The 15,227-nt window shown below is 58.7% G+C and carries 16 protein-coding genes and 2 pseudogenes; 10 read left to right on the top strand and 8 right to left on the bottom strand.

Going from position 1 to position 15,227, the window contains the following annotated elements; genetic code table 11:
• The first annotated feature begins 343 nt into the window (after positions 1–343).
• Positions 344–613 carry an Arc family DNA-binding protein gene (locus tag ACMX25_RS35630; RefSeq protein ID WP_414954580.1) on the top strand — a complete coding sequence of 90 codons (270 nt, stop codon included), beginning with the start codon at positions 344–346 and terminating at the stop codon, positions 611–613.
• Between the two features lie 45 nt (positions 614–658).
• Here ACMX25_RS35630 and ACMX25_RS35625 read toward each other — a convergent pair whose 3' ends face one another.
• Positions 659–946, bottom strand: coding sequence for a hypothetical protein (locus ACMX25_RS35625; RefSeq protein ID WP_414954579.1), 288 nt, complete (start codon positions 944–946; stop codon positions 659–661).
• Positions 947–1,128: 182 nt separating this feature from the next.
• Here ACMX25_RS35625 and ACMX25_RS35620 point away from each other — a divergent pair, with 182 nt between their 5' ends.
• On the top strand, positions 1,129–2,496 hold the full coding sequence (locus ACMX25_RS35620; RefSeq protein ID WP_414954578.1) for an autoinducer binding domain-containing protein: 1,368 nt from the start codon (positions 1,129–1,131) through the stop codon (positions 2,494–2,496).
• A gap of 400 nt (positions 2,497–2,896) precedes the next feature.
• On the opposite strand, the pseudogene ACMX25_RS35615 reads toward ACMX25_RS35620, so the two are convergent.
• Positions 2,897–3,545, bottom strand: a pseudogene (locus ACMX25_RS35615) (SOS response-associated peptidase family protein); the annotation flags it as partial.
• Positions 3,546–4,353: 808 nt separating this feature from the next.
• Positions 4,354–5,334, bottom strand: coding sequence for a GlxA family transcriptional regulator (locus tag ACMX25_RS35610; protein ID WP_414954577.1), 981 nt, complete (start codon positions 5,332–5,334; stop codon positions 4,354–4,356).
• 207 nt (positions 5,335–5,541) lie between these two features.
• Here ACMX25_RS35610 and ACMX25_RS35605 point away from each other — a divergent pair, with 207 nt between their 5' ends.
• From ACMX25_RS35605 to ACMX25_RS35590, 4 genes are all read left to right on the top strand, one after another.
• Positions 5,542–6,732 carry an MFS transporter gene (locus ACMX25_RS35605; protein ID WP_414954576.1) on the top strand — a complete coding sequence of 397 codons (1,191 nt, stop codon included), beginning with the start codon at positions 5,542–5,544 and terminating at the stop codon, positions 6,730–6,732.
• A gap of 82 nt (positions 6,733–6,814) precedes the next feature.
• Positions 6,815–7,249 carry a cupin domain-containing protein gene (locus ACMX25_RS35600; protein WP_414954575.1) on the top strand — a complete coding sequence of 145 codons (435 nt, stop codon included), beginning with the start codon at positions 6,815–6,817 and terminating at the stop codon, positions 7,247–7,249.
• An 86-nt stretch (positions 7,250–7,335) separates the two neighbouring features.
• Positions 7,336–8,307 carry an NADP-dependent oxidoreductase gene (locus ACMX25_RS35595; RefSeq protein ID WP_414954574.1) on the top strand — a complete coding sequence of 324 codons (972 nt, stop codon included), beginning with the start codon at positions 7,336–7,338 and terminating at the stop codon, positions 8,305–8,307.
• A gap of 116 nt (positions 8,308–8,423) precedes the next feature.
• Entirely contained in the window at positions 8,424–8,612 is a 189-nt protein-coding gene (locus ACMX25_RS35590) for a hypothetical protein (protein WP_414954573.1), read from the top strand.
• Positions 8,613–8,729: 117 nt separating this feature from the next.
• Here ACMX25_RS35590 and ACMX25_RS35585 read toward each other — a convergent pair whose 3' ends face one another.
• The 4 genes from ACMX25_RS35585 to ACMX25_RS35570 all read right to left on the bottom strand — a co-directional run bounded on the left by ACMX25_RS35585 (position 8,730) and on the right by ACMX25_RS35570 (position 10,360).
• Entirely contained in the window at positions 8,730–8,969 is a 240-nt protein-coding gene (locus tag ACMX25_RS35585) for an ATP-binding protein (RefSeq protein ID WP_414954572.1), read from the bottom strand.
• Positions 8,939–9,454, bottom strand: coding sequence for a sensor histidine kinase (locus ACMX25_RS35580; RefSeq protein ID WP_414954571.1), 516 nt, complete (start codon positions 9,452–9,454; stop codon positions 8,939–8,941). The genes ACMX25_RS35585 and ACMX25_RS35580 overlap by 31 nt, the downstream gene beginning before the upstream one ends.
• On the bottom strand, positions 9,451–9,822 hold the full coding sequence (locus ACMX25_RS35575; RefSeq protein ID WP_414954570.1) for a hypothetical protein: 372 nt from the start codon (positions 9,820–9,822) through the stop codon (positions 9,451–9,453). The genes ACMX25_RS35580 and ACMX25_RS35575 overlap by 4 nt, the downstream gene beginning before the upstream one ends.
• Positions 9,823–9,940: 118 nt before the next feature.
• On the bottom strand, positions 9,941–10,360 hold the full coding sequence (locus tag ACMX25_RS35570) for a response regulator (protein WP_414954569.1): 420 nt from the start codon (positions 10,358–10,360) through the stop codon (positions 9,941–9,943).
• 122 nt (positions 10,361–10,482) lie between these two features.
• Here ACMX25_RS35570 and ACMX25_RS35565 point away from each other — a divergent pair, with 122 nt between their 5' ends.
• The 4 genes from ACMX25_RS35565 to ACMX25_RS35550 all read left to right on the top strand — a co-directional run bounded on the left by ACMX25_RS35565 (position 10,483) and on the right by ACMX25_RS35550 (position 14,691).
• On the top strand, positions 10,483–10,875 hold the full coding sequence (locus ACMX25_RS35565) for a hypothetical protein (RefSeq protein ID WP_414954568.1): 393 nt from the start codon (positions 10,483–10,485) through the stop codon (positions 10,873–10,875).
• The gene (locus ACMX25_RS35560) at positions 10,868–11,830 is read left to right on the top strand and encodes a tyrosine-type recombinase/integrase (protein WP_414954567.1); all 963 of its coding nucleotides are present in this window, start codon (positions 10,868–10,870) and stop codon (positions 11,828–11,830) included. Before ACMX25_RS35565 ends, ACMX25_RS35560 begins: the two co-directional genes overlap by 8 nt.
• A 38-nt stretch (positions 11,831–11,868) precedes the next feature.
• Entirely contained in the window at positions 11,869–12,993 is a 1,125-nt protein-coding gene (locus ACMX25_RS35555; protein WP_414954566.1) for a hypothetical protein, read from the top strand.
• 141 nt (positions 12,994–13,134) lie between these two features.
• On the top strand, positions 13,135–14,691 hold the full coding sequence (locus tag ACMX25_RS35550) for a class I SAM-dependent DNA methyltransferase (protein WP_414954565.1): 1,557 nt from the start codon (positions 13,135–13,137) through the stop codon (positions 14,689–14,691).
• A 254-nt stretch (positions 14,692–14,945) separates the two neighbouring features.
• Here the strand turns inward: ACMX25_RS35550 and ACMX25_RS35545 are convergent.
• Positions 14,946–15,227: pseudogene (locus ACMX25_RS35545) on the bottom strand (hypothetical protein); the annotation flags it as partial.

Genomic DNA, 15,227 nt, shown 5'->3' with positions numbered 1-15,227 from the left:
TAATCCTGTCAGCCATCTTCGACCTCGTAGGGGAGAAAAATGGTTAGGTTGATGTCGGTGTTGGTAGCACCGGCATCAACCGCTACTTACGCTAAACAAGCTATCCCGCCTTGATGCTAGCGCTCACGGCATGCGTTTCAGCGGTTGGCGGCAGCGTCTGCGATCGCCGTTAAGGGACGGCATTCGTTGGTCTCAGACGCTGCTTGGACCGGTACTCGCTGCCTTTCTCATTGCTTGTCAGTCAGTTTAACAAACGTTCAATTCGTGCCGCATCTTGGTGTGTCACTATTTAGTGACTATATGTCACTACACTCATAGTGACGCGGTAGTGTCAAATACGTCTATGGAAGATACCTATCGCTCGCAGTTCCGACTGCCTCAAGACCTTTATCTCAAGCTCAAAGCAGCAGCAGACGGCAACCGTCGCTCACTTAACGCGGAGCTTATCGCGCGACTCGAACCAACCTTCCCAGAGTCACTGCAGCCAAACTCAGGTGACTCCGTGCAGCGGGTCTGCGACTCGCTGGCAAATACCAAACTTGCCGACCTGATGACGCCGGACGAGATTCAAACGATTGCCCGGCGCATGCTTGAGGCTGTGCAGAGTAAATAGGGCTCACGTATCTCACTTCCGCGTTGTTTCCGATCGACTCAGCCGTCACGCCGAAGCCTGCTTCGAGCGGCTATTTCGCTGCGCCGCACGGACAATTTTCATTTCGGCCAGCAATGGCACTGCCGCGCTTAACTCTTGAAACGCACGGTCAAGGCTCGCCCATCGCCTCGGTTCACCTTTCACATTCGAAAAATACATCTGGCCGTCGCGAGCGACGACCAGTGCCTGCCATGTAGTGCGGGTGCCTTGGCGAAGCTCTTGAAACTCAACATGGAGGATGACGGCGCTCGCCCCCCAGATGCTGGAAAGCAGACTGAAATTTTCCAATGGCATAGGTCTCTGGCATTTATTCAAGACGTGAAGCCATGCTAGAAGCCAACTGGCGACACTGTCCACCTCTTGACAATGTCGCCGTGTTTGCGGTAGCCAATGTCACATGTTACCGGTTGTAACTTCAGATGATTTGTAGTTGTAGGTAGCGTTTAAATGGGTGGGTTGTCATTGCAGGTGTCGTGATGTCCTCAAATGATCCGCAGATAGCCACACTTTCAGTCGGAAGGGAAATCGTCGAACTTCGTGCCAGGCAGGGCCAAGCAGGCGTATTGCTTGAGCGCGAATCTCGATCACAGTCGCGAAGACGCGGCGACGTTCCGGTGACCCAGGTCTTGCTCGCAAACGACGCGAACCTACGCAGCTTCATGCGCGGCGAGCCGTATCGAGACGTCGTTCAGCCGACTCTCTCTCATTTAGTGCAGAGCGCCCAGGTCCCGACTGTTGAAGCCGGACCGCCCCGCATAGGCGACCCGCTCGAAGCGATTCGGCTTCTGGCCTACGCTCACGATGAAAGCGCACTGATAGAACGGATGATGGCAATTGTTCGATCGCATGGCGCGCATACCGCGTTCTTCGTGTTAACGGAACAAGCGCGGGATGGGGAGCAACAGTCACATCGAATCCTGGCCGGATCCGACACGGAAGTGACGCAGCTATACGTCGCGAAGAAATGGTACGCGACTGACCCTTTCCAGTTGCACGCAAGCCGATCGCACCTACCTGTCTTCTCGTCCGACGTTGGGTTGTTGGAAAACCTATCTGGGAGTTGGAGAGAGATGGGCGAGGCGTCGAGACATCTTGGTATGGGGAGTTGGATCGTCATGCCAGCACATCACCCGGGTGCGCGAAGATTCGGTGCCCTCTATGCTGCAAACACCGATCTTCCCTCGGAAAATGGGGAAGAGCCGCTGCGCAAGAACCGTTTGATCTTCCAACTTCTGGCTGCAGAATTGCTGAATTGGTATGCGAGACAAGAGAAGGCGTTAGCGCTTAAAAATAGCGGGCTTACGACGCTTGACCTACGTATCTTAAACGCGATCGCACGCGGTGAACGACTCGATTTGGTTGCTGAGGACCTGCATATTTCGCTTTATGCCCTGCAGCGTCAGCATGTTCGATCCATCAATGCGAAGTTGAGGACAAAAACCGTACTGGAAGCCGCGCGTTCCGCCTCCGAGCAAGGATTTCTGGCGATCGCGTCAGAACGCAGGGTCGGTTATGTCATATACAGCGCGCGCTGCGGCACTCTCTTGCGTGAAGATTATGGGATTCCCTTTTGGTCAGCCTTCAATCCGGCGGGGCTAGATGATGCGCAAGTTTTTCCTGACGTTGAGACAGCGCAGCGAACCCTCTCGATGATTAAGTTTCCGCAAGAGGAATGCGAATTTCGACGGGTCGACGTTTATCACACGGCGACGACCGCCTCTATTGAAGACTGTGCCGCGGCGGGCATTCCCCGGTGGGATCCGTCAACGGTGAATGGCGGATCGCCAGCGGATGATTCCGCGACCTGGGGTACGCTTGGTTCGCCACCAGCCGACTATCACTAGACCCACCCCGGGGCCCTTCCGCGCGAATGCGGTTCCAAAAAACGCGTCCAGCTCAGCGGACATCGAGAAAGCCGCCCGCCGCGCCGTCCCATCACCCACTGCGCCTCGGCATAGCAGGCGAAATATTGAGGCGCAAGACTGATCCTTTGTAGCAAGGCAAGGACAGTCACTCCCGTTCCCACGCAGTGAATATCGCTCCGGCCGCGTCGCATCAGCCTTGCATCAAAGGCGCTCCCACCACTGCAATCATGAAGACACTACGCAGGTGCGGTTACGAGACAGTTTTAAACGTTGGACATGCCACGTCGTGCGCCCCGCGCAAGATTGAAATAACCGATGAGAACCGCCTGATCGAGCGCGTCCATGACCTCGCACCAAGTGAATCGCAGCTCCCCCCAAATCAAGCTGCGAGACAATACTCGTAATACGGCTGATGACGATCGTCGAGAATGGCGTACTGAGCTGCCAGGTTGGCCGGGTCTGGATTGAGCCAGGCGTTAATGTTCTCGAGCTTGATCGGAACAATACAGCGGTCGTGACCGGCTAGCGCGATTTCCGCAGGGGGATCGTCAGTCACAGCAGCGAAAGACAACAGGTCCGGCTCGCCCTTGCCTGTCCACTTTGACCATAGGCAAGCGATCAACACGTCCTGCGGCGGGTTTGGCTTGAACTCGAGCACGAGATTTTCTTCTTTCTCGCCTTCGGCCAGCTCACGAGCTTCGACGCGGTGACGGGGTACGTTTCATAAAACGCGCTCACCAACATCACGCCGTGTGTGTATCCGAAGAGCCCCTTCCAGAATCCTTCCAGGTTGTCTCGCCTCGCGTTGTAGGTGCCCGGGTACTTGGTATCGTAGAACGCCGGCTTGCCGGCGGGACGACATTGGTATCGCATTGGCTTCACACAAGTTGACCGCTTTCGACGACCATCACCGGCGCGTATTGGCCGGGAAATATCCGCGAATCACGGTCCTTCAGTTCGGTGCGATTGAAGTCCTCCAGCTTGCCGCGGATCCACGCGATCTTGTCTGTCGCAATCCGCTGGCTTTCGACACCACCCTGTACGGAAATAAAGTTTTACTCGTTTCGTAGGGGCATGTCTGCGCTCCTGAGACTCGGGCATCTACTCAAATGAGCACTTGAGCTATCGCTTAGCTGCCGCATAGTTCATGCCGGCGGTGGCCGGGATCGGCTAGCCCTTGCGGTGTCACCGCCGGCTCCGCCGATCGCCGGCAATCAGCGCCGATCTTGCGAGTAACCCCTTGCACGTTGAATATTCGTTACATATAACGAAAAATGGAGATGTCGATCCGAGGTGGCGGCTAAATCCGACCCGCAGGCGCCCAAGCGCGGTCGTGGGCGACCGCGCAACCAGATGCGATGACCACCGCAGAGAGCGGCAGACTGCTTATCGGCAGCGCCAGCGGGTGGCCTCAATTAGCGTAACGGCGACGAAAATAGCGATTCGGCGAATCAAATGACGGCCCTGCGCGCCGAGTTGACGGAGGCTCGCCGCGAGCTTGCTCAGTCGCGGCCCGAGCTCAAAGAATAGCTGCAAGAAGGCGGCCGCCGTTCGACGCTTGCGCCTGATAGTTGCGATTCATCGTTGTTGTGGTGCGCGGTGACAGGTGTTATGTCAAAACTACGATGTGGGCAGCTAAACGGAATAGCCTCGGCGCATGAATATATGTCGGGCGATTGGACGAACGGGCGTTTTCGTTCGTTGATCGCGAGGTACTTGGGATCAACTTTTCCTCCGTATACATCCGACAAATGATCCTCAGGATGCGGTCGATCATTTCGCGATAGTTGATGCGCTTCGTCCCATGAAGGTGAAATGGCCCTCGCCGGTTCGGACTTAAGAATTTGGAGTTCGAGCACGGTCGGCCTTCTTCGTTGATGGTCGACTTTGCCGGCCGAAGCGCCGAATTGCCTGCGGCGGCTGGCCGAGCGTGCGCAGGAACGCGCGCCTCATTCGGTCCCGGTCGTAAAGGCCAACTTCAAAGGCGATGACGTCCATCGAATGGCGCCCCTGTTCGAGCATGAGCCTTGCGGCTTCCACGCGCAGGTGTTCAACGGCCTTGGCAGGCGACTGGCCGGTCTCCGCGCTGAAGGCTCGGCTGAACTGGCGCGGGCTCAGCCTCGCGACCTCGGCGAGCTCCTCCACAGACAACGGGTTGCGCAAGTTGGCATTCGCGTAGTCAATGGCCTTCTGGATCCGGTCGGACTTCGGCTCCAGTTCGAGCAACGCGGAGAACTGCGACTGACCGCCCGCACGCCGATGGTAGACGACGAGTTTGCGCGCGACCGTGCGCGACACGTCCTTGCCGTGGTCCTTCTCGATCATGGCAAGCGCCATATCAACGGTGGCTGTCATGCCCGCCGATGTCCAGATCGGTCCGTCCACAACGAAGATCTGATCTTCATCGACGATTACTTTCGGAAAGCGGCGTTGCAGATCGTGCGCGAAACGCCAGTGAGTTGTCGCGCGCCTGCCGTCCAGAACCCCCGCTTCCGCCAGAATGAAAGCGCCGGTGCACGGAGCCGCGATACGCCTCGATGTCTTAAGCGAACGTTTGACAAAATCGCTCAGTGCGGGGGACGTCACGTCGGTCTCAAGACCCGAACCGAACATCACCGTATCGAAAACGGCGTCGCCGAAAGGCTGCGTCTCTACCCGAATTCCTGACGAGGTCGGCACCGGTCCGCCCGCTTCCGAAACAGCCGTCACTTCATAGGCCGGTTTCCCGACCACAAGGTTCACGAGTTCGAACGCGCTCGCGGCCGCAAAGCCCATCAGATAGAAACCGGGGAACACGACGAGACCGATTCTGTGCATATTCCGTCCTGCTCGATGTCCTAAATCGCCTGTATATACGTCATTTGCGACGCCGTCAACGATGACTATCCTTGTGCCCATGCCATCAGTGCTTCAGTACGCCAGTGAACGCCAGCGTAACTCCGGCTCCGGCATGCGAGGCTTCCTCTGCCTGTAGGGAGGCCCCCTGAAGCGAAAGACTAAACACGTCACACAAAGGTCGCTCAAATGGATCGTCGATTAATCATACTTGCGCTCGGCATGTTCGCAATGGGCACGGACAACTTCGTGGTGGCTGGAATCCTGCCCGGCGTCGCGGCATCGCTGCATACATCCGTCAGCCTCGCCGGGCAGATGGTCACCCTGTACGCGTTGTCATATGCCGTTGCAGCGCCGGTAATGGCAGCCGTGGCCGGCGGATGGCCGCGCAAGCCTCTGCTCGTGTCGGCGCTCGGCATCTTCGTCGTGGGTAACGTAATCAGTGCGCTGGCAACCGACCTGAACACGGTTCTTTTCAGTCGCGTCCTGGCAGGGTTCGGCGCCGCCCTGTTCTCGCCCACTGCGTTGGGCGTCGCCTCCGCGCTTGCGACACCGGAGAAGAGAGGGCGTGCGCTTGCCACGGTTACCGCGGGTCTGACCGGCGCTACGGCGCTGGGCGCGCCGATCGGTATCTTCATCGGTGGCTTTGGAAGCTGGAGAACGACCCTTTGGTTCGTGGCGCTTTTAGGGCTTGTCGCGATGCTCGGCGTGTGGACGATGCTGCGCTCTGCACCGCGGCCTGCACGCGTCACGCTGCGCGAGAGATTGGCTCCCGTTCGCGATATCCGCATTGCGCTGACCCTGCTTACGTCCCTGTTTGCATTTGGAGGATTCCTGATGGTCTACACCTATGCCGGCCTTGTTCTGGACAGGGTGACGGGCGGTGACGAACGCGTCCTTTCCGGCCTGTTGCTGTTCTGGGGTATCGCGGCGACCGTGGGAAACGTGCTGTCCGGCCACCTCGTCGATCGGTTGCAAAGTCGCAGCATCATTGACGCGATGCTGTGCGTCGCCGTTATCAATTTCTGTGCGCTTCCGTGGACGGGCGCTCATACGGGAAGCGCCGTGATCGCGCTGATTATCTGGGGCGTGTGCGGATGGGGACTGATCGTGCCGCAACAGCATCGGCTGGTAAAAATCGCGCCGCGCGTCGCGCCGTTACTGCTTGCCCTTAACAATACCGCCACCTATGCTGGACTTGCGTGCTCAGGCGTCCTCGGAGGGCTCGCGCTCCTGTTCATCGACCGGAACACCCTCAGCATCGTTGGGGCGGGACTGATCGGGATCGCCTTCGTCCTCGCCGAGCTCGCGCATCACTGCATCGAGCACGGACGCGTCCGTGATTGCGCGGCGACCCATCATTCGACCGGAACAACATGACCGATCCGACGCTGCTCATCTTGATAGCTGGAATCGCCTGGCGATCGAGGTCCGGAATTCCCACCCGAGTCAAAGGACATTCATGAACCTGCTGATTTGTCGCACCCGTTCGCGTGCCGCCCTGGCGGCGGCGCTGAGCGGCCTGACAACCTTCGCCGCTGGCGCCGTGTACGCGCACGGCGATGCAGTGGAAGAGACCGTCACGCCGCTGATGAAGCAGGCCATCCCGGAAATTAGCGGCAAGAACGTGCTGATCGCCACCGTCGACTTCGCACCCTCGCAGGCATCGACGGCGCATCGCCATCCCGGCTCGCTGTTCGCCTATGTGCTCGAAGGTACGGTAGAGTCGCAACTGGCCGGTGCACCGCTGAAGTCCTACAAGCAGGGCGAGAGCTGGTACGAACCGCCGGGCGCAAGTCACCTGATTGCGCGCAATCCCAGCAAGAGCAAGCCGGCCAGGCTGCTGATCTTCACCTTCGCCGCAGAGGGCGAGCCGGTCAAGTTGCCGCTGAAGTAAGCGTGCGCGGACAGTCTCGGCGCTTCCCCACGGGCCGCCGCAAGTGCCCTGACGCGTATCCTGCCATCACGCTATGGAGAGCCACCATGGTCAATGCAGTCACTGAAACAGGAAGCGGGGATTCTCTCCCCGTCACCATGATCGCCCTAAGGGTCGCGCAGTTCGGGGGACCCGAAGCCATTTACGCCGAACAGATCCCCGTGCCGGAACCCGCAGAGCACGAGGTGCTGGTGAAGGTCTTTGCCGCGGGCGTGGGACCTTGGGACGCATGGATCCGCAGCGGCAACAGCGTGCTGCCGCAACCCTTGCCGTTGACGCTGGGCTCCGACATTTCGGGCGTCGTTGTCGCGATCGGCAAGGGCACCCACGGCTTCGCTGTTGGCGAGGCGGTGTATGGGGTGACCAACAAGCGCTTCACTAATGGCTACGCGCAATATGCCGCCTGTCGTGCCGACATGCTGGCGCGTAAGCCCGCCTCGCTGTCTTTCGTGGATGCCGCCTCCGTTCCGGTAGTAGCAGTCACAGCATGGCAAATGCTTTTCGAGTGTGCTGATTTGAAACCTGGCCAGCGTGTCCTGATCCATGGTGCAGCTGGTAGCGTTGGCCGCTATGCGGTCCAGCTGGCCCATGCCGCCGGACTGTTCGTAGTCGCGACGGGCGGCGACAATGTCACTACAGAATTACTCGCGCTTGGCGCTAGTCAGGTCATTGGACGCGACTTGGCAACAGTGACCAAAGTCGATGCCGCAATCGACTTAGTGGGCGGTGACTCCCAGGCCAGTTTGTTCAAATTTATATCTGCCGGCGGTAACCTCGTATCCGCGGTTTCCAATCCAGATCAGACGGTAGCATCCACGCACGGAGTGTCGGCCGAATTTATGCTGGTGGCTGTCGACACTTCGACGCTGGATAGCGTGCGAGCGTCGTTCGATGGTGGGAAACTGCGCACTTGGGTCGGGACGGTCTTGCCGCTTGTTAGGGCGCGGACCGCCCACGAGATGATGGCTAGAACGGTGTCACATCCTCCAGGAAAGATCGTACTAGAGGTTTCACATTAACAGAACTGACGCCCGGTGTAGCCCGACAGCCGTACTTTCAGCTTGCTGCGAACCCTAACCGAGTTTTTGAAAAGAAGACGACTTACATTGGTAGCGTCTCCGATATCAATCAGTAGATGACTGAAAAGCCAGTCTCCGATGAAGAGGCGCAACGCCGCCTTGATGAAGGCGATAGTGAAAAAATCGACAGAAAGCTCGACGAGCTGGATGTATCAAAAACATCGGCCGGTAACGATCAAATCGCGAAGCCTGATACGGAAGGATCCAATTCATCGAGCAAAAACCTCGATGAACAAAACGATTAAAACGCGGTGACCCGACAACAAGCTCATGAGCATAGTTTCAAGGGGTGCTTTTGGGCAACAAAAGCGATGCGCCGCCTCTCAACAACAAATATTAATTTTTGGGCACCCTGGCTACCGTCATTTTGGACGTGGTCTCTGTATCTGCTGAGTCGACGTTGATGCTGCCGCCGTGCGCCTGGGCAATGCCCTGCAGATAGATAAGTCAAGCCCGATGCCGGCTGCTGTGCCGCGCCGCTCTGGCGGAGAATAGGCGCGCGTAAGCGGGTCGAAGATGTGCGCCACCAGGTGCGCTGGTATGGGCTGTCCTTCGTTCGCAACGGCCACTGTCACGCAGTCCCCTTTGCCACGCGCGGACAATTTGATCGCATCCTCACCATGCTGGATTGCATGACCAGCGGATTGATTACCAACTGACTGATACGCTCACCGTCCCAGTCGCCTGCAAGGTCACCATCAAGGCAGACGTCGATGTTTGCATGGGGAAAGGAAGCGCTGACCTCGTCACACGCATTGCTGCAAGCACGCCCTGCGTCCTGCGACGAAACGCTAATTGGCAAGGTGTCACGCAACCGAACGCGGGCAAAGTCCAGCAAGTCATCGACTATCCGTCTCATGCGGGTGGCGCTGCGCTGGATGTTCACGACCGCCTTCACGCAGGGTGTCGGTAACGTCTCGTCGCGCAGGAGAATCTCGGTTGAGTTGGTGATCGCGCCGAGCGGCGAACGTAAGTCGTGAGCAAGGACGCCCGCGAAACGGTCTCGTGTCCCACTGACCCGATGCGAATAACGACGGATCGATTCGGTGAGCCTCTGGTCGATCGCGTCGTTAAAGTGTTGATTCATTCAGTGCCGTAACCGGGTCCACCAAGCTTTGCTGCCAGCGGCGCAATACGGTCGCCCTGAGCGAACGGAATTCGGCCACGACATCGTCGAAAGTAAATCCCTGGTCCAGTCGATCGTCCGCATGCTCCAGTGCTGCGTCCGTCACGTCCACCGCCCCCGCCCTTCTCTCCACGCGACTTTTCTACCTGCTGGACGCCGCTTTGATCCAAACGCATATCGGCGGCCACTCTCTGCAACATGTGGCGAGCGGAGTCCTGCAGTTCGCGCTCTGTGAGCGGCATACCCTCACGCAGCAGCTGGCCGGCGAATTCGGCCCAGTCATCAACCAGTGCATCGAGGTTAGCTTCAATAAAGTCGAACAATGGCATGCGTTCCTCGCGCTCATAGTTTGGGGTAATCAACCGTGCATGGTGTTCCCATATCGACTTTGGCCCACCTGACAGACCGATTAAGACGCCACTGCGTACTTTTTTCGCTTCGTGGTGGCTAATTCGCAAAATGTTCGATCAACGCAATTAGCGCGGCCGGGGACTGCCCCTTTTGACAATAGCCATCGAACATCGCATGCGAACCGTGCCTTAGTACCTCAGCTTCATCCAACGCGGTGAATGCCAAGATAATGATGCTGCCCGTGCGCAGACCGCGCCGCAAAGCAAGCGTTGCGTCGAACCCGTTGACCTCCGGCATTGATATGTCCATCACAATGATGTGAGGCAGCCAAGCCGCTCCCATCTCAATCGCTTGCGCTCCGCCCGGCGCAATGCGGCACTCCATGTTTCGAAGTGACAGATAGGCACCAATTGCGTCGGCCCCATTTTGGTGATCATCAACGATAAATACGCGCAGGGGTGCGGTATAGGGCGGAATGCGACGTTCGGTCCAGGGCCGAGAAAGGGAATTTTTCATGGGAGTGCACGAAGACTCCAACAATCGCATTTTAGGAGCAACGGCCAAGCCTTCAAGATTTGCCGCTTAAATATAACTTTTATATATGATAATGGCCTTTATCACATATATCAGGAGCCGCCATGCCGACCCCGGACACCCTGCGCCTGACCCTGGTGCGCGCACTCGACGACGAAGCGTCCTTTAGTCCGGGATATCAGCGCGAGTTGCGGCAGTTCTATAGCCTCGCCCGTGCCGAGGGCGGCAAGATTGACGCGGTCACTTTCACGGCGGCCCACGCGGACGGGGGTGACGGCTTCGTTGGGGAATTCATGGTCCCGTGCACGCCCGTCGCCGGGTCCACGCTCACCGCGGCGACCGGCGCCTGGCTGCAAGGTCGAGCCGGGCGCACGTTGCGCCTGACAATGGGCGACGTTGAAGTTGATGCGACCAGTGCGGGTGAGCTGTACGCCCTTTTAAACCTGACGATGGCCGTCACGGAACGGCACGAAAAGCCCGCGACTGATCATGTCTGAGGCCGCGCTTGCGGTTCGATCGTCCTCTCCACTGCCGGCAGTGGTGATCAATGCCGGCGAGCGGGCGAGCGGGCGCTTTCACGAGTTTTTCGCATCGACCATTCGCAACCCGAACACGCGGCGAGCGTATGCGCATGCGGTAGGCGAATTCCTGACCTGGTGCGCGCAGGTCGGCGTGATCTCGGTCACAGCCGTGCAACCGTTGCATGTGGCCACCTGGATCGAGCTGCAAACGCAGACCTTGTCGGCGCCGACGGTCAAGCTTCGCTTAGCTGCGATTCGTCACCTGTTTGACTGGCTCGTCATCGGCCAAGTCGTGCCGCACAATCCCGCTGCGTCCGTGCGCGGCCCCAGTCACACGACCCGCAAGGGCAAGACGCCCGTGCTCGATGCAACGGAAGCCCGGCAGTTGCTCGATAGCATCGATGTCAGCACACCCATTGGCCTTAGGGACCGGGCGTTGATTGCGTTGATGGTGTTTTCGTTCGCTCGCATCGGCGCAGCGCTCGCCATGCGGGTTGAGGACGTCTATACCCAGAACAAGCGATTGTGGGTGCGCCTGCGCGAGAAAGGCGGCAAGCAACACGAGATGCCCTGTCACCACACGCTAGAAATCTATCTGGATACGTACATCGAAGGCGCCGGGATTGGCGCCGATGGCAAGGGGCCGCTGTTTCGCACCATTCAGCGTGGCACCGGGCGGCTCAGTACCACCGCCCTGCCCCAGGCTAACGCGTACGCGATGGTGACGCGCCGGGCGCTCGCGGCTGGCCTCGGCACGAAGATCGGCAACCACACGTTTCGTGCGACGGGTATCACCGCCTATCTGAAAAACGGCGGCACGCTGGAGAACGCCGCCGCGATGGCCAATCACGCATCGACTCGCACAACCCAGCTCTACGACCGGCGTCGAGACGACATTACTCTCGACGAAGTTGAGCGGATCCGCGTGTAAATTGCAGGGTTTCATATTGCGATGCGGAGCGCGCGGATATGGGTACAGGTCATCTCTTTACACGTCGCGAACTTTACGAGCGGGTCTGGGCTGAACCGATCAGGGCACTCGCTAAAACCCTGCAGGTGTCCGACGTCTGGCTCGCCAAGACCTGCCGTTTAAGCAATATCCCGTTGCCGCCACGCGGCTACTGGGCCAAGCTGTACGCGGGTCAGATTGTGAGCAAAACGTCCTTACCACTTCGTGCGCCTGGTGAAAGCGATCAGGTCACCGTTGGCGGAGGACGATACCCTCACTACCGCGGTGCCGAGTCCCAACCAACGACGGCGCCCAAGCCCCCTGCTTACGAAGAAACCGAAGCACAAGTCGCCGCGCGCGTCGAAAAGATGGTGCCCAAAGGCTGGCGCCCTGCCCGCTCGCTTGATGCTCCCTATCCTGCCATTGCCCGGCTGCTGGGTGAAGACCAGGAACGTCGAACGGCACGTGATCGCTCCCCACGCTCAACCTACGACGTCCCCCGTTTTGAAAGCCGCGTGGAGCAACGGCGCCTGCTGCTCATCAGCAATCTGTTCGGGCTGCTGTTTCAGATGGATGCACAGCCTGCCATTCGCGGCAATGACGCCCGGGAGACCCACGCGCACGTCGGCAATCAATGGGTCCGCTTTACGGTCGATACGACCGCGAAGCTACGGCCGCGACGGCATCCATCCAAGGCACCGGGTCGACCCGCTGAGCCGCTCGCGATCGAGCTCAAAGTGGGCCGGTGGAAACACAATGAGGCGGACGAGGTGCTATTTTGGAGCGATGATGACGCAGGAAAACTCGAAGGCAAGATACGAGAGATCGCCATCGCGATCATCTTGACTGGCGAGCGGCAACACCGGAAGTCACGGCAACACAGCTATGAATGGGCACTGTCTTCCTATGAGGAGGCACTTGAAGCCGCGCGCAAACAGCGCGAAGACGCTGAGCGGCGCGAGCGCGAGCGGATCGCCCAGGCAGAAGCGGACCGGGTCAGCCGGCTTTTTGCACAGGTGGCAGCCCGACAGCAAGCAGGCAACGCCCGATGCGATCGCCGGACGAGCCTTCGAGGGCGACCGCAAAACATGGGCAGCGTGGGCGCTCGCGCTCGCTGCCCAACTGGACCCGTTGCTGCCGGGTGACGATACAGTGCCGCCTCATTCTATTGATCCGTCGTCGCGGTCGAACGAAGCTAAACGGGGCGATAGCGCTTCACTTTAAAGACCATGAAGCCGTAAACGCCATAATGACGTCCACGCAGCAATCAGACCAAAAAGAGAGCAATGATCGAAGACATCAAGAAAACCCTGTGGGCGACCGCCGATAAGTTGCGCGCCAACATGGACGCAGCCGAGTACAAGCACATCGTGCTCGGGCTGATTTTTGTGAAATACATCTCCGACGCGTTTCAGGCACGTCGTGACGAGCTCACCAAGCGGTTTCTCGACGAGCAGGACGAATATTATCTGGGCGACGACGATCCCCAATTGCTCGCAGCTGAGCTCGAGGACCGCGATTACTACCGTGCGGTGAATGCGTTCTGGGTGCCGGAAACAGCGCGGTGGGAAGCTCTGCGCGCGCAGGCGAAGCAAGCCGACATCGGCAAGCGGATTGATGATGCGTTGGCGCTGATCGAAGTCGACAACCCCAAGCTCAAAGGCATTCTCGATAAGCGTTTTGCGCGCGCGCAGTTGCCTGACGGCAAGCTCGGTGAGATTGTCGACCTGGTCTCGAAAATCGGTTTTGGCGACGACACCGCGAAGGCCAAGGATATTCTCGGTCAAGTCTATGAATACTTCCTCGGCCAGTTCGCGAGTGCCGAAGGCAAAAAAGGCGGCCAATTCTATACGCCCGCGAGCATCGTGAACACGCTCGTGGCTGTGCTATCTCCGCATCAAGGCACCGTATATGACCCGTGCTGCGGATCCGGCGGCATGTTCGTGCAATCCGAGCGGTTCGTTGAATCCCATGGCGGCAAACAGGGCGATGTGTCGATCTATGGTCAGGAATCGAATCCGACGACCTGGCGCCTTGCCGCGATGAACTTGGCAATCCGGGGTATCGATTTCAATTTAGGTAAGGAGCCAACCGACAGTTTTGTGCGCGACCAGCATCCGGATCTGCGCGCGGACTTTGTGCTCGCGAATCCACCGTTCAACGTGTCGGACTGGTGGCACGGCAGCCTCGAGGGTGATCCACGCTGGGTGTATGGCACGCCTCCGCAGGGCAATGCGAACTACGCGTGGCTCCAGCACATGCTGTATCACCTGAAGCCGGCCGGCCGCGCCGGCATTATGCTCGCGAACGGCTCGATGAGTTCGAGCCAAAACAGCGAGGGCGAGATCCGCGCGGCGATGGTCGAAGCTGATGTCATTGATTGCATGATTGCGCTGCCAGGACAGCTGTTTTTCAACACGCAGATTCCGGCCTGCCTGTGGTTCCTTGCGAAGCAAAAGACTACCCGCAAAGGTGAGGTGCTGTTCATTGATGCACGGAAGCTGGGGCAATCCATCAGTCGGGTACAGATCGAATTTGCCCATGAAGACGTCGACCGAATCGCAGATACAGTCTCTGCGTGGCGTGGCAATGCGGATGCCAAGACCCCATATGAGGATGTGCCGGGCTTCTGTCGCAGTGTCACGCTTGCCGAAATCGCCGAACACGGCCATGTGTTGACTCCAGGCCGGTACGTCGGAGCAGAGGACGTCGAAGACGACGACCAAGCCTTCATCGACAAGATGCAAAAGCTGACCGAGCAACTCGGCGAGCAGACGGCCCGAGGGGTAGAACTCGATGTGTTGATCCGGCAAAAACTGGGGGCGCTCGGCTATGAATTCTGAATGGAGAGCAGTTCGATTGGGGAGTGTTGCTACAACGCTCAACGGCGCTGGAATTAAGCAAGATTTTTTTTGCTTGGTCGGCGGAATTTATGGGTGGTTTCGTAGTTCAGGTATGGTTTTTTGAACGATGTTATGCGCAGGTGCAGGCTTATCCACCGAGCTTGCCTGTGGACAAGCCGAGGTGCCTTTCACTGGCACACAAGGCGGCTTGTCCACAGGTGCGAAGCACTCGGTGGGTAAGCCGTGGCAGCACGCTACCCTTTAGCTGCCGGTTTTTCCCGGGCTTCGAGAAACCTGTATAGCCTGCGACAGGTGGCATCCAGGGAGTCTTGATCAGTCTGGCTGATGCGTGGCCAGATCAGAGGGCCGCCGTCTGGTTCTATCAACTCGGCGATGGCCTCTTGCGCGGGCAGTTTCTTGAGCCTGGTGTCCTCGTAACGCCTGCGGATCAATTCACCTCCCAGCAGCCAGAGATTGTCGCGATGGCGTCGCAGTGTCTTGGGCGTGAGTTCGCGGCTCAGCAGGTCAAGCAGGAA

The sequence above is a fragment of the Caballeronia eucalypticola genome (assembly GCF_047608185.1).
GTDB lineage: Bacteria > Pseudomonadota > Gammaproteobacteria > Burkholderiales > Burkholderiaceae > Caballeronia.
This window is presented reverse-complemented; position numbering and strand designations above follow the sequence as displayed.

Coding starts and splice junctions, on each gene's coding strand:
- ACMX25_RS35580 (WP_414954571.1), bottom strand. CDS start 9,454: ATGAATCAACACTTTAACGACGCGATCGACCAGAGGCTCACCGAATCG.
- ACMX25_RS35605 (WP_414954576.1), top strand. CDS start 5,542: ATGGATCGTCGATTAATCATACTTGCGCTCGGCATGTTCGCAATGGGC.
- ACMX25_RS35595 (WP_414954574.1), top strand. CDS start 7,336: ATGGTCAATGCAGTCACTGAAACAGGAAGCGGGGATTCTCTCCCCGTC.
- ACMX25_RS35600 (WP_414954575.1), top strand. CDS start 6,815: ATGAACCTGCTGATTTGTCGCACCCGTTCGCGTGCCGCCCTGGCGGCG.
- ACMX25_RS35590 (WP_414954573.1), top strand. CDS start 8,424: ATGACTGAAAAGCCAGTCTCCGATGAAGAGGCGCAACGCCGCCTTGAT.
- ACMX25_RS35625 (WP_414954579.1), bottom strand. CDS start 946: ATGCCATTGGAAAATTTCAGTCTGCTTTCCAGCATCTGGGGGGCGAGC.
- ACMX25_RS35620 (WP_414954578.1), top strand. CDS start 1,129: ATGTCCTCAAATGATCCGCAGATAGCCACACTTTCAGTCGGAAGGGAA.
- ACMX25_RS35565 (WP_414954568.1), top strand. CDS start 10,483: ATGCCGACCCCGGACACCCTGCGCCTGACCCTGGTGCGCGCACTCGAC.
- ACMX25_RS35570 (WP_414954569.1), bottom strand. CDS start 10,360: ATGAAAAATTCCCTTTCTCGGCCCTGGACCGAACGTCGCATTCCGCCC.
- ACMX25_RS35550 (WP_414954565.1), top strand. CDS start 13,135: ATGATCGAAGACATCAAGAAAACCCTGTGGGCGACCGCCGATAAGTTG.
- ACMX25_RS35630 (WP_414954580.1), top strand. CDS start 344: ATGGAAGATACCTATCGCTCGCAGTTCCGACTGCCTCAAGACCTTTAT.
- ACMX25_RS35555 (WP_414954566.1), top strand. CDS start 11,869: ATGGGTACAGGTCATCTCTTTACACGTCGCGAACTTTACGAGCGGGTC.
- ACMX25_RS35560 (WP_414954567.1), top strand. CDS start 10,868: ATGTCTGAGGCCGCGCTTGCGGTTCGATCGTCCTCTCCACTGCCGGCA.
- ACMX25_RS35575 (WP_414954570.1), bottom strand. CDS start 9,822: ATGCCATTGTTCGACTTTATTGAAGCTAACCTCGATGCACTGGTTGAT.
- ACMX25_RS35610 (WP_414954577.1), bottom strand. CDS start 5,334: ATGCACAGAATCGGTCTCGTCGTGTTCCCCGGTTTCTATCTGATGGGC.